The organism is Lysinibacillus sp. NPDC092081 (assembly GCF_044755845.1).
Lineage (GTDB): Bacteria > Bacillota > Bacilli > Bacillales_A > Planococcaceae > Lysinibacillus.
The window spans coordinates 258,782-271,816 of record NZ_JBIVRU010000002.1; the positions used below are offsets into that span (position 1 = coordinate 258,782).

At 35.8% G+C, this 13,035-nt stretch carries 11 protein-coding genes; 4 read left to right on the top strand and 7 right to left on the bottom strand.

Annotated features, from left to right (window positions below; all coding sequences use genetic code 11):
• Positions 1-206: 206 nt before the first annotated feature.
• Both tsaA and ACIQLB_RS06055 read left to right on the top strand, forming a co-directional pair.
• On the top strand, positions 207-668 hold the full coding sequence (tsaA, locus tag ACIQLB_RS06050; RefSeq protein ID WP_400722365.1) for a tRNA (N6-threonylcarbamoyladenosine(37)-N6)-methyltransferase TrmO: 462 nt from the start codon (positions 207-209) through the stop codon (positions 666-668).
• Between the two features lie 58 nt (positions 669-726).
• Complete coding sequence (locus tag ACIQLB_RS06055) at positions 727-1,281, top strand: GNAT family N-acetyltransferase (RefSeq protein WP_400722368.1); 555 nt, start codon at positions 727-729, stop codon at positions 1,279-1,281.
• A 200-nt stretch (positions 1,282-1,481) separates the two neighbouring features.
• On the opposite strand, the gene ACIQLB_RS06060 is transcribed toward ACIQLB_RS06055, so the two are convergent.
• From ACIQLB_RS06060 to ACIQLB_RS06090, 7 genes are all read right to left on the bottom strand, one after another.
• On the bottom strand, positions 1,482-2,342 hold the full coding sequence (locus ACIQLB_RS06060) for a DUF6612 family protein (RefSeq protein ID WP_400722371.1): 861 nt from the start codon (positions 2,340-2,342) through the stop codon (positions 1,482-1,484).
• Between the two features lie 478 nt (positions 2,343-2,820).
• A complete protein-coding gene (qoxD, locus tag ACIQLB_RS06065; RefSeq protein ID WP_400722374.1) occupies positions 2,821-3,105 on the bottom strand; it encodes a cytochrome aa3 quinol oxidase subunit IV in 285 nt (94 codons plus the stop codon).
• Positions 3,105-3,704 (bottom strand): cytochrome aa3 quinol oxidase subunit III, encoded by a 600-nt coding sequence (qoxC, locus tag ACIQLB_RS06070; protein WP_400722377.1) that lies wholly within the window; start codon positions 3,702-3,704, stop codon positions 3,105-3,107. Before qoxC ends, qoxD begins: the two co-directional genes overlap by 1 nt.
• A gap of 1 nt (position 3,705) precedes the next feature.
• On the bottom strand, positions 3,706-5,649 hold the full coding sequence (gene qoxB / locus ACIQLB_RS06075; protein ID WP_400722380.1) for a cytochrome aa3 quinol oxidase subunit I: 1,944 nt from the start codon (positions 5,647-5,649) through the stop codon (positions 3,706-3,708).
• Between the two features lie 27 nt (positions 5,650-5,676).
• Entirely contained in the window at positions 5,677-6,600 is a 924-nt protein-coding gene (gene qoxA / locus ACIQLB_RS06080; protein ID WP_400722383.1) for a cytochrome aa3 quinol oxidase subunit II, read from the bottom strand.
• Between the two features lie 844 nt (positions 6,601-7,444).
• The gene (locus ACIQLB_RS06085) at positions 7,445-8,287 is read right to left on the bottom strand and encodes a DUF2785 domain-containing protein (protein WP_400722386.1); all 843 of its coding nucleotides are present in this window, start codon (positions 8,285-8,287) and stop codon (positions 7,445-7,447) included.
• Positions 8,288-8,593: 306 nt separating this feature from the next.
• A complete protein-coding gene (locus ACIQLB_RS06090; RefSeq protein ID WP_400722389.1) occupies positions 8,594-9,061 on the bottom strand; it encodes a hypothetical protein in 468 nt (155 codons plus the stop codon).
• A 450-nt stretch (positions 9,062-9,511) separates the two neighbouring features.
• Here ACIQLB_RS06090 and ACIQLB_RS06095 point away from each other — a divergent pair, with 450 nt between their 5' ends.
• Both ACIQLB_RS06095 and tig read left to right on the top strand, forming a co-directional pair.
• On the top strand, positions 9,512-10,501 hold the full coding sequence (locus ACIQLB_RS06095; RefSeq protein ID WP_400722392.1) for a hypothetical protein: 990 nt from the start codon (positions 9,512-9,514) through the stop codon (positions 10,499-10,501).
• 111 nt (positions 10,502-10,612) lie between these two features.
• On the top strand, positions 10,613-11,902 hold the full coding sequence (gene tig / locus ACIQLB_RS06100) for a trigger factor (protein ID WP_400722395.1): 1,290 nt from the start codon (positions 10,613-10,615) through the stop codon (positions 11,900-11,902).
• Positions 11,903-13,035 lie beyond the last annotated feature (1,133 nt).

Genomic DNA, 13,035 nt, shown 5'->3' on the forward strand with positions numbered 1-13,035 from the left:
TCGCTACGTTAGCACTACGCTTTCGCACAGCCCGACGCCCTCAGGAAAGCACCCAATCGGAACGGAAATCAATCAACCACACTTTATGGTGATGAGCTTTGAAATTGTAAGTTCATTACCGTAAATTGACATTTGCACTAGCTAAAGTATACTGGGATTAAACGGAAATGTGCATGGAAAACTCAACGAAGAGAAGAGGTCTTGAAATGATCTATAACATTAAACCAATCGCTGTAGTGAGCAATAGTCGAAAAGTGATTGAAGACGATAATTGGGGTGACGTCATTTCTACGATTGAATTGACAAAAGATATTCATGAATCTTCTTTAAAAGGGATTGATGATTTTTCTCATTTAGAAATAATTTTTTATTTCGATAAAGTTGCTGATGATAATATCCAATATGAAGCGAGACATCCAAGAAATAATAAGAACTATCCGGAAGTCGGTATTTTCGCACAGAGAGGTAAAAACAGACCTAATAAAATAGGCGTAACGGTTGTGGAATTACTAGAGTTAAAGGATAGAGCAATAATCGTTAAAGGTTTAGATGCTATTGATGGAACACCAATCATTGATATAAAACCTGTAATGAAAGAGTTTTTACCAAAAGGAGAAGTAAAACAGCCACATTGGGCAACTGATCTAATGAAGAATTATTGGGACTAGTATATGTACACAAAAGACAGGACGATCTATTTTATTTTAGTAATAAGGAGTAATCATTATGTTTTTAAATCTATATATTGAAACTGAGAGACTAGTAATTCGCCCATATGCTCTAACTGATTTGGATGCATTATATGCAGTCGTTTCTGAGCCTAATTTTTATCAATTTATCCCAGAGGATGTGCCTAGCCGTGATGATGTTCAACGAATAATAGAGTGGTCCATTCAATGTAACAAAAAAAACACACCTACTCAAATACATAAGCTTAATCTAGCCATTGTAGATAGGGAAAGCCAAACGTTAATTGGCTATTGTGGCATTGGTCCAGATGATGTAAAAGAAACTGAGATCGAAATATATTATGGTATTTCGGAAGCTTATAGAGGGCAAGGGATTGCGTATGAAGCGGCACAAGCTTTACTGAAATATGCGTTTAATAAGATTGGTTTATTTAAAGTTATTGCTGTTATTCATCCTGAAAATGTGGCATCTTTACGAATTGTAGATAAACTGGGAATGAACTATGAATATACGTATAACAATCTTAATTCGGAACTGAAGGATTTTGAAGGATTACTTCATTTTTCTATAGAGGCTAAAGCATATCTATGAAGTAAATATGTAAAGCGTAAATGCTTCTATGGATAAGTAGAGGTCATTAGTGTTGAAAACAAAATGGTTCAAGGGAATCCTTGTGAATGTTGTTAAGCTTAAATGAGGGCGATTTCCGTAAGTGAAGTGGTACCCAAAGAAAAGGAATCTGCGTACATTAAAGTATGCAGATTCCTTTTTTTATACAGTCACATTGTTAATTACTGTGGAATAGATTGTGCTTTATCGATAATTTCTTGTGGGATGTCGATTGTTTTTAGGTGATTGAAATCAGTGTATGTCACAACTGATTTTGTTTTCATTGATAGTTCTTGATCTTCAACTTTCATTTTCAAATCGAAATCCATATCCATTTTAGTTGTATCGAAAGTCTTTTTATCGATTTGTAGAATGTAGTGTATTTTATCGATTGTTAAGTTATCAAGTGGATTATTTTCAAGACCCATATCTTTCATTGATTTGTTAATTTCAGAATCGATAAGTTCTTTAAATTTATCGCCTTTAGCGTCTAAAGTTAAGACATATGCATCATCTGTTTGCTCGAATTTGAAATCTTTAATAAAGTCTTTAAGCTGATCTAATTGTGCCTTAGCGTTAGCAGATGATACATTTTCTTCTAACATTGCATCTAATTGCTCATCTGGTAATTTAAACCAAACGTTAGATGCTGTATCCTTCATGAAAAAGCCTTGATCTTTCTTCATGTACATATCAATCGGCATTTCCGTATTTTTTTGGTCTTCACTAGCCGGATCTGGCATTGTCATTGAACCTGATAAGTGCATAGAGAGTGGATCAGTAACTAAATCCATATCCATTTTTGAATCGATGGTAAACTCCATAGATTGTTCACCTGATCCAACTTTGGATTCTTGAGTCATCTCCATTTTTGCACTCGAGCTTTTAATGTCTGCTTGGCGCTCTACTGCTTTTTCATACACTTGCTCTAAAGTGAGTTTACTTGTATTAGTTGTGTCTTTCTTTGGGGTAGCGCTACTGTTACAAGCTGCTAGCGTTAGTGCTAATGCTCCAACACTTAAAACTTTAAAAAATTTGTTCATTAACTTTCATCTCCTATTCTTGGTAAAAACATCAACTACTAGTATACATTAGTATAAAAGTAAAAGTTTCATTATTTAAAAATCAGTACTAATTCGATAGTAAAATAATAGTAAATACCCAACGTACACCTTTATTTATAAGCCTTATTACTCATGATAAGTCGCAAGAAAAATGGTAAATGAATATTAATTGGTGCTCCATAGATCTGTTGTTAGCTATTGTAAAATATCGCAAAGGTGCTTAGACAATAAACTATCATTAGTAGATTAGTTTTTGGTTAGAGGATTCTAATGGTTTTGCGTTGGAGTTAGGGAGCATAACAGTTAGTGTTTGTATATAAGTAAGACAGAGGGAGTGGTGTTCGAGGCATTGGAAGGACTGGAATTTTCTTGAGTTGAGTCTGCTTTTGATGGTGGAAAAATATATTTACAAAAAGAAAAAACCGAGAAAATGAAGTCATTTTCTCGGCTTTGTTTATCAATTATAGCCCCAGATCATTGCGAATAATGTACCAATGATTGTGACAACACCTACGAATACTGAATATAAAATCGTTGTATATAACGTTTTCTTGTCTTCAGATTCACCGATGTGCATGAATAATACTAACTGTACAGTTGCTTGTGCAAGAGCAGTCACTAGTAAAACGCCAAATGCCATGTTAAGTGACATATCGAATTTAACAACAGCTAAAGCTACAACTGTTAGTAATAGTGAGAAGGCGAAGCCCATCACATGTTGTTTTGGGAATAATTCCTTCATCAGCTAATCAGTCCTTTCAAGTAGACGAAGCTGAAGATGAAAATCCAAACAACGTCTAGGAAGTGCCAGTACAGTGAGAAGATGAACGCTTTGTTAGCCGTTTGTGGGTTTAAACCACGGCTAGCTACTTGGATTAAAATTGCAACGCCCCAGAAGAAACCGAATGTTACGTGGGCACCGTGCGTACCAAGTAAAGTCATTAATGCCGATAAGAATGCACTTGTTTGAATTGTTGCACCTTCATCAACATATGTGATAAATTCATCAATCTCAATGCCTAAGAAGCCAAGACCTAATAGAAGTGTGATGATGAAAAATGCCATCATCGCTTTTTTATTGCCAATACGCATTGCGTGAACACCAAGACCAATTGTGAAACTACTTGTTAATAATAAGAATGTTTCCCATAATACTGGTGTTAATTCGAAAATCTCAGCGCCACTTGGGCCACTACCAGTACGTGTTTGAAGTGTAAAATACACTGTAAATAGTGTGGCGAATAATACGATCTCGGCACCAAGGAAAATCCAGAAACCGAAAATTTTCAGGCGATTTTCTTCTGTACTATATTCTAATGGAAGTGAAGAATCGATTTTCATATTATTTATCACCTCTCAAGCTTTTCTCAGTTGCCATAACTTCTTCAACTGAAATGTATCGACCATGATCTTTTTCAAACGAACGATGAATCATAAAGCCGAATACACCAACCATACTAATGATGGCAGGAATCCATAGATTAAATACAGCGAAGAATGCTGCAAGGAAGAAGAATCCGCTCATCCAGAATGGTGTGCCAGTGTTGTTAGGCATGTGAATCTTTTCAATTTTACCTGCTGTAATATCGCGACCTTCTTTTTTCGCGAACCAGAATTCATCTAAACGTGAAACAGTTGGAACTACTGCAAAGTTATATTCTGGTACTGGAGAATGAGTAGCCCATTCTAACGTACGACCATCCCAAACATCTGCTTTTTCATTACGTGGCATATGTTTCCAGCTGTAGTAAATGTTATATACGATTAACGCGAAGCCGACAGCAAGACCAATACCACCGATGAACGATAGCATGTTCAATGGACCGTAGCCAGTTGACTCAGAGTAAGTATACATACGACGAGCGTAACCATCTAAACCTAAAATGAATAGAGGGAAGAATGTTACGTTAAAGCATATAGCGATTAACCAGAAAGCAGCTTTACCTAGTTTTTCATTTAAACGGAAACCGAACATTTTTGGCCACCAGTAGTGGTAACCTGCAAGTACACCGAATACTGTACCTGGAATTAATACATAGTGGAAGTGGGCAACTAAGAACATCGTATTATGATATTGATAGTCAGCACTTGCCATTGCTAGCATTACCCCTGTAACCCCACCAATTGTGAAGATAGGAATAAAGCCAAGAGCATAAAGCATAGGCGTTGTAAATTGAATTTTACCGTGTCTCATTGTGAGCAACCAGTTAAATATTTTAACCCCTGTCGGAACAGCGATTGCCATAGTTGTAATAGAGAACACGCTGTTTACCATTACACCGTGACCCATTGTATAGAAGTGGTGGGCCCATACTACGAACGATAGTAATGAAATAACGACCATACTCATAACCATTGATTTATAGCCGTATAAGTTTTTACGAGCAAATGTCGCAATGATTTCAGAGAAAATACCGAAAGCAGGTAGGATAACGATATAAACCTCAGGATGTCCCCAAACCCAGAATAGGTTGGCCCAAAGCATATCCATACCACCATTTTGCATGGCAAAGAATTGTGTACCAAATTGACGGTCTAACATCATTAATGCAAGTGCAACAGTTAACACTGGGAATGCAAATACGATAATAACGTTTGTAATTAAAATTGACCAAGTGAACATTGGCATTTTCATTAATGTCATACCAGGTGCACGCATTTTAATGATTGTTGCGATGAAGTTAACACCAGTCATTAACGTACCAATCCCTGATAATTGTAAAGCTAAAGAATAGTAGTTGCCCCCAACAGATGGACTAAATTCTGTCCCAGATAGTGGGAAGTAAGCTGTCCAACCAGCATCAGGTGAACCACCAATGATAAATGATAGGTTTAGTAAACCGCAACCAGCTGCAAATAACCAGAAGCTGACTGCATTTAGACGTGGGAAGGCAACGTCACGTGCACCAATTTGTAGTGGGATAACAATGTTCATTAAACCAATTACGAATGGCATAGCCATGAATAAAATCATGATTAAACCGTGTGTTGTGAAAATCTCATTATAGTGTTGTGCATCAAGAAGTCCGTTATCAGGAACTGCCGTTTGTGCACGCATTAACAATGCATCGATACCGCCACGGAATAGCATCAAAAGTGCTGTAGCGATATACATAATACCGATTTTTTTATGGTCAACAGTTGATAGCCAGTTTTTGTAGAAATAGCCCCATTTTTTGAAATACGTAAGGCCAGCTACGATAACCACTGCTCCAACTACGATACTAATAGCTGCCGCTAAAATCATCGGTTCTTGCATAGGATGGAATACTTCTTCCATACTCATTGGATGCGCTCCTTTCGGGTTTAAAAATTAATGTGAATGTGTTGCTTCAGAATTTTCTTGTGAATCAGAATGATCCCCATGGTTCATTTTGCTATGATCCATGTCTCCCATTTTCATGTGTTCACTATGTTCCATTGGAGCTGGACTAAATTCTAAGTGTGTAGATGAATAGCTTGAACGACCAACGTGTTCTGCTTTTAATAGTTCATCAAATTTTTCTTCTGTTAATGGTTTTTCTTTTGTTTTTACATCAGTAGCCCATTTGTCGAAGTCTTCTTGTGTCATAGATTGCGCTTCAAATTCCATTTCAGCAAAACCGCGACCACTAAAGTTAGAGTTACGGCCCATGTATGAACCAACCTCATCTGCGGCAAGGTGAATAGTTGTTAACATGTCACTCATCGCATATTTTTGACCAGCTAATTGCGGAATCCAGAAACTTGTGATTGGTCCGAAAGAGTAAAGTTTGAACTCGATTGGACGGTCAGTTGGAATATTTACATAGTTTACAGTTTCAATCCCTTGCTCTGGATAGCTAAAGTGCCATTTCCAGTTAGAGGAAGATGCATAAATAACAAGTGGCTCTTTATTGTCATAACCTGCTGGTTGAGCTTCTACTGTACTCGTGGATCTTACAGTAACAATTGCTAAGAATGCCACGATGATAATAGGGATAACTGTCCATGTAATTTCAAGTAAATGACTACCCTCTTCGTGAGGAGGCTCATAATCGGCAGGTGTTTTTGAAGCACGGTATTTTGTTAGCATAAATGCTAAAAGCACGTACACGACTAGTAATATAAAGGCCATTGTAATAATGGATAAAATAATTGTGTCTGATAATGTTTTGGCATTTGGCCCTTTTGGATCAAAGATTGTTAGGGGTTCACAGCCAGAAAGAACTGCAAGCGCTCCAAATGCAATAAACATTAAGCTTAACTTTTTCTTCATGTTTGACTCCTTTCTATAAAACGGCTATTCATAAATTTCATGTGTTTATATAGTAGATTCGAAATTATAAATAGTGGGTAATAAGGTCACCTCTTTTAGTTGTTGTACCAATCAAATAATCAGAAATACTTACAATGGCATGGTTCAATATGAAACATTGAATCTAGTATTTGATTGGTCTAGTGCAAGCGTTCGCAAAATCATTAATCTGTGTAATCGATTTTCTAGACAATGTGTCATAATCGATCGACACAAATGTCGTTGTTGCACATTGGATTATACGCCCCGTTTTACAGAAAAAAAATTATTTTTTTATATTTTTAATAGTAAACTAGGGATGAATATGAACATTTTTTGAACAAAAATCGTTATTTCAATATTAGTATTTTTGTGTTTAATTAAATAAACACTGTTGAAACGTTGAAAACACTGAGTTTCTCGTGTTTAACTAAGTAAATAGTTTTTTTTGTGAAAATCCCATTTCACATTTTAGACGTCATTTTGTAATAAAATCGCCGTTATGTTAAGGTACTGAATGCTTTTTTGTTGCGTTTTTTAAAAAGATGGGTCCGCGAAAAGTAGATTTGTGGATATATCAGGATAAACTTTCAATGTAAGGGATGAATGGAAAGGGGTATTTCGGAAACATACATTAATTATGTTAATATAATTATATACTTCCATAAATTGTATTCTTAATGTTTTACCTGAAAAGTAAAAATAGCAAACTAAGGATATCCTTGGTTTGCTAAATTTGGTTATGAAGACGAAAATAAATGTTCTAAGCAGAGAGAAGGTGAAATTTATCTTTAATCGGTACAATTAAGGGTGAAATTGATTGATTTTAAGCTCCGAGCTTTAGCCATTTTGCTACTTGTCCATAGATAGTATTTTGAAGTTTTAGGGCTAAGTTATTCATCTTTAAGGCAAAATACAATGTTTTCATTAAATTTAAAGTACATGTACGTCCACTAAAAAAGGCTTCGTTATAGCCCTGAGTCACTAAATGCATTTCAAATTTATCAAATACCTGTTCGACAAATTCTATTAATGCTTCCTCGGAGTAGTCACGAGCTAGTAACGCTTCAATTATATTAACTAAGCGTTCCTCTTCATCGTTGACAAAGACAGTATCTTTCCAAGTAACAAGTTTCAATGCATGCAAGATTAAAGGCGCGTGCTGTAAATCAAATTTAGGATGTTTAATCGTCATTGCTGCTAAATCTGCACCATGTGCAATGCTGTGAGCCCAGCCTTTATCATGAACATGACCTCTTGTATCTTTTTCCAATAATAAATAGCGACCAATCTTTTGAAAGAAAATTTGTAGACGTTCATCATTTAAAACTAGTAGTTCGGCATCTTTTGCGAGAATGCCGGCTACAAGTAAAGCAGAAAACGAACGTGTAAAGACGCTATCTGTCAATTCTTCACCTATATTTAAATATAAAAAATCGTCGCCTATTACAGTATCAAATAAATATTGTAGCTGTTCGGTGCTCAGTAAATTGTCGCTAAGTATATCAATAAAAGTACGATAAATTAATTTGTCTCGTAATTCAGCATCTGGTGAACCGATGTGCGTTAACATTTCTTGTAACAACCAATCGCCCTTTTGCAACATAAATTCTTGTCGTGCTGAATGTGTCATAGTGGAAAATGATTGTAATGTATTTTTGATATCCATATGTAATTCCCCCGAAGTTAAGTTAATTTTCTATAAGAGCATTTTAAAAATGTATTCCTTCTTTGTAATAACTTTTAGAACAAGCGTAGACATAGTAAAAATGCTTATATGGAGCTAGGTCTTTTTATTATAGCGCTTCAACGATAAATTTGTTGATTTGTAAAGTTTTCTAGAGATATAGGATTATATTCACAATGGGAATTCCAGAATCAAGAGAAAGTTGATATGATAGACAAGCAATAAAATGGGGTAGACTAAACGAGTGTACAATAAAAGACATACCTATTTAAGTATGTCTCATCCTAGTTATAATATAACGGCTGACTTTATACCGAGCGGCCATTCAGTAAAGGTATTTTGATTGGTTTTTAATTCTACAAGAATATTTGCGTTTTTAATGGCATCGATTAGCCATTCACTATAATGAAGATTCGGTTGAGAGTGCTGTAAGATTCGTTGCATATCTTTTTTGTCGATACTTAGAAGTTTATAGTTGCATTCAATGTGTACATTTTGGGGAATAATAAAAAGTGACTCATGTTGGTGTCCAATTGAAATGGAGCCAGGAATGTAACCTTGTATACTTAGAATATGTGTAATCGCTTCTTGCTTGTATAAATCAATCTTTGTCCGTGTGAGTATTTCAAATTCAATCGGATAATCCTTCTGATGGGGACTGTCCGCTGTTGAAAACGAAACAACTTTAATTGATAGTGCCTCAAACATAGGAGAGATGCTACTACCAAATTCGTTAACTGTATCCATTAATTGCATGTATTCCACTCCTTGTGAAGAACTTTTTCTTAAATTACAAGACGAAGCCGGTAATAAATGAAAGATATTATTAATTATAATACAATTTATTACAAAATATGAAATACTAAAGTAATGATTTTTGTGAAAATTTAAGTAGTGAATAAATTTATTGGTTTATATATTGTTATTTATGGAAGAGTTGAAAATGACATTGATTGAAACGTAAATCATCTTAATGAGGTTGATTGGAATGAAGGTGGGATCGTCCTAGAGGAGACCTTATTGAGAGCAGTGAGAAATGAAGGCTAAAGCATTAAGATCTGTGATAACGTCTTCGTTGAACAACCCCAAGTATCTCATCGAACCTCATAGTAAAGCGCTCAGTCGAATACGAAAATAAACCCTCATGTTATGATGATGATTTATATAGGAACTAATAAGAAAAATAGTGGTAAAGAGGTGAGGAAAATGACAAAGCGAAAACGACATGTTATAAAACATGACAATATTGTTGTTTTTCCAGGTGCTGTTCAGACATTAATACGTGAAGGACATATGTATGCGGAAAATTATCAATATGAAGAGGCTGTGGCAAGCTTTGAAAAAGCATTTTTATATGAAGCTGGAGATGAAATTGCATTAAGTACCTATGCGTACGCTTTATATGAATTAAAAGCATACGAGAAAGTTAAAAGTGTTTGTGAGCAATTGTTTGCTATGGGAACGTCATTGTATGTGGAAGTAATGGAACTGTATGTTACTGTATGTATGCAGTTAAAGGAATACCATCAAGTAGAGTCATTAATTACGACATTAATTGAAGAAAATGTACTTCCGGAAGATCAGCTCGAGAAATTTGAACGCTTAAGAAGCTTGAATCAAGAGGTTGCTAGTAATCTCCAAAAAAAAGAGGATGCAAAACGATTGTTAGAAGAGCAAGAATATGAACTTTCGGAATTTAGTTCATTAACGCCAGATGAACAATCTATTCGACTGCATCGTTTAATGGATACGAATGTACGACAATTAAAAACAGCATTGAAAGATATTATAGAATGTCCAACGATCCATCCATTTGTTCAGAGCTTAGCATTAATCTTATTAGTGGAACAAGAAGTGTCAATAGAGATTGCTATCTCAAAATTTAATGAAACAAAAATTATTAATCCTATCAATTTAGTCCTACCAAATCAGTTACCTCAGTATAGGGATGTAAAAAAAATAATTGAAAATAAATTAGAGCAAGACCCATCAACGTTAGAAATGGTACAATATTTAATGGCGAAGCATGCTATTGTAACGTATCCGTTCGAATGGCGCCCGTTCGAAGCCGATGATATTGCTTATAGTTATATTGACTTTGTACAATCTATGCTCGGAAAAGTACAGGAAATGAACTATGAAATCATTGACTTTTTACAAATGTTAGAAAAATTAACAGAACTCCATGAAGTATGAAATAAGTTGAAACTATACGCATCTATGTTATACTAAAATGGTTGTCAAAATCGTAGTTACGAATGAATTGTCTAACAATAAACTTGATCATTTATTTGGAGGTATTTATACATGTCAGCAAAATGGGAAAAACTAGAAGGTAATATCGGTACACTTACAATTGAAGTACCTGCTGCAGAAGTAGACGCAGCAATGGACCAAGCGTTCAAAAAAGTTGTCAAACAAATTAACGTTCCAGGATTCCGTAAAGGAAAAATGCCTCGTAAAATGTTTGAACAACGCTTTGGTATCGAATCTTTATACCAAGATGCATTAGAAATCATCGTTCCTGATTCTTATTCAAAAGCGATCGATGAAGCTGGTATTATGCCAGTTGATTACCCAGAAATTTCTGGTACAGAAAACTTCGTACACGGTAAAGATTTCGCATTTACTGCTCAAGTAACAGTGAAACCAGAGCCAAAACTTGGTGAGTACAAAGGTTTAGAAGTTACGAAACTTCCAGTAGAAGTTACTGACGAAGAAGTAGAAACACAAATTCAAGACCAATTAGCTCGTAAAGCAGAGCTTGAAATTAAAGAAGATGAAGCTATCGTAGAAGGCGATACAGCTACTATCGACTTTGAAGGTTTCGTAGGTGAAGAAGCATTTGAAGGTGGTAAAGGTGAAGACTATCCACTAGAAATCGGTTCAGGCTCATTCATCCCTGGCTTTGAAGAGCAACTTGTAGGTACGAAAACTGGTGAATCTAAAGACGTAGTTGTTACTTTCCCAGAAGAATACCATGCAGCTGAATTAGCTGGCAAAGAAGCTACTTTCAAAGTAACTGTAAAAGAAGTTAAAACGAAAGTTCTTCCAGAATTTAACGACGAATTCGCTAAAGAATTAGACCCAGAAGTTGAAGGTGTTGAAGCTTTACGCGCAAAAATCAAAGAGCAAACTGCTGAACAAAAACAAGCTGAATCTGATGCAGCACTTCGTGATGAATTAGTTGAAAAAGCTGCTGGAAATGCTGAATTTGAAGTACCAGCGGGTATGATTAACTCTGAAACTGATCGTATGTTACAAGAATTTGGTCAACGTTTACAAACGCAAGGAATGAACTTAGACCTTTACTACCAATTCTCTGGTCAATCAGAAGAAGATTTACGTGGACAAATGAAAGAAGAAGCAGAAAGCCGTGTACGTGTATCTTTAACACTTGAAGCAATTGCTGAAGCTGAAAAAATTGAAGCAACTGAAGCTGATATCGCAGCTGAATTAGAAAAAATGGCTGCTCAATTTAACATGACTAAAGAGCAAATTACAGGTGCTTTAGGCGGCACAGCAGTTCTTGAAAACGACATTAAAATTCAAAAAACAGTTGAATTTTTAGTAGAAAACGCTAAAATTACTGAATAGGATTTTATTTGTAACTGGATAGAAAAATGAAAACAAGGTACGGCATTTAACCGTGCCTTGTTTTATCACATATTTTTTGTTTAGGTTAAGCTAGATTTCCCTTTAGGTTTAGTTCAGTTAATTATATTATTAAGATGACGACTACTATCACCGTAAAAAGCATCCTCCAAAAGGAAGTACTTTTTGATAAGGGGATAGGCAAAGCCTTTACACTTCTCTAATACATAGTATTGTTAGACTTTTTACACGATGCTACAATCTTTATTCAGCAGAGATAAGGCTTAGTTTAACTTCTTTCAGCAAATTTCTTTTGTACCGAAAGCGTAGCGACAGGTACAGAAGTCTCCCACTTCTATAGGTGGTGAGATGAATACGGTTTTAAGTCCCTTTTCAGAGGGTGTCCAAACATCTGCTGAAATAGAGGAACTCAGTCTAAGAGCGCCACGTCCTGTGGCAACGACTGAGTGACCAACTTCGTGTTGGCCTAAAGCCTCCGGCGGATGTCACGGAATCGGAAAGGAGTTAATAAAGGATGTTAGCCTAAAATCATCGCATCCATGCGATAACGGCTAACTGACCTGCATCGGTAAAAACGCCACGTCCTGTGGCATTACCGAAATGACCAACATCGTGTTGGCCCTCGTGCAGGCCTAAGCACAAAGCCGATTCCGGACACAATTATGCCGAGGCATAATTGATTGATATCTCAATTCTTCCAAATGAGGAACAACGAAATACATCCTCTTCTGAATGAAGTTAAGCCTCTGGCGAATGTAATAGATTTTAAAGAAATTCAAGTTGCTCATTTGAGGATCTGTAACTTGTTCTACCGGGTATAACAGTAAAGTCACAAGCCAAATATCAAGTGACGAGGGTCAGGGAGCTTGACGAAACGAAAGGTCTCTGGTTGCTAGAGGTTTCTGAAGAATCAGTCAGTTACGTACATGGGAATAAAAGATACAATTGGTAAAATTGTCAAGATGAATAATTAGCAGCTTTGCGGTAAATGTCAGTGTTTCTGTACTATGCATGTAGTAAATTTTTTTAAAATCTCGAACCATAAACGCCGTGGTGTAAATGGATGCAGACAATTTATTTGATAATGATTCAATAATCTTGTAAGATTGTTGCTT

What these genes read in the sequence shown, in the direction of transcription:
- tsaA (WP_400722365.1), top strand. Translation starts at nt 207, where the DNA reads ATGATCTATAACATTAAACCAATCGCTGTAGTGAGCAATAGTCGAAAA.
- ACIQLB_RS06055 (WP_400722368.1), top strand. Translation starts at nt 727, where the DNA reads ATGTTTTTAAATCTATATATTGAAACTGAGAGACTAGTAATTCGCCCA.
- ACIQLB_RS06060 (WP_400722371.1), bottom strand. Translation starts at nt 2,342, where the DNA reads ATGAACAAATTTTTTAAAGTTTTAAGTGTTGGAGCATTAGCACTAACG.
- qoxD (WP_400722374.1), bottom strand. Translation starts at nt 3,105, where the DNA reads ATGAAGGAATTATTCCCAAAACAACATGTGATGGGCTTCGCCTTCTCA.
- qoxC (WP_400722377.1), bottom strand. Translation starts at nt 3,704, where the DNA reads ATGAAAATCGATTCTTCACTTCCATTAGAATATAGTACAGAAGAAAAT.
- qoxB (WP_400722380.1), bottom strand. Translation starts at nt 5,649, where the DNA reads ATGAGTATGGAAGAAGTATTCCATCCTATGCAAGAACCGATGATTTTA.
- qoxA (WP_400722383.1), bottom strand. Translation starts at nt 6,600, where the DNA reads ATGAAGAAAAAGTTAAGCTTAATGTTTATTGCATTTGGAGCGCTTGCA.
- ACIQLB_RS06085 (WP_400722386.1), bottom strand. Translation starts at nt 8,287, where the DNA reads ATGGATATCAAAAATACATTACAATCATTTTCCACTATGACACATTCA.
- ACIQLB_RS06090 (WP_400722389.1), bottom strand. Translation starts at nt 9,061, where the DNA reads ATGCAATTAATGGATACAGTTAACGAATTTGGTAGTAGCATCTCTCCT.
- ACIQLB_RS06095 (WP_400722392.1), top strand. Translation starts at nt 9,512, where the DNA reads ATGACAAAGCGAAAACGACATGTTATAAAACATGACAATATTGTTGTT.
- tig (WP_400722395.1), top strand. Translation starts at nt 10,613, where the DNA reads ATGTCAGCAAAATGGGAAAAACTAGAAGGTAATATCGGTACACTTACA.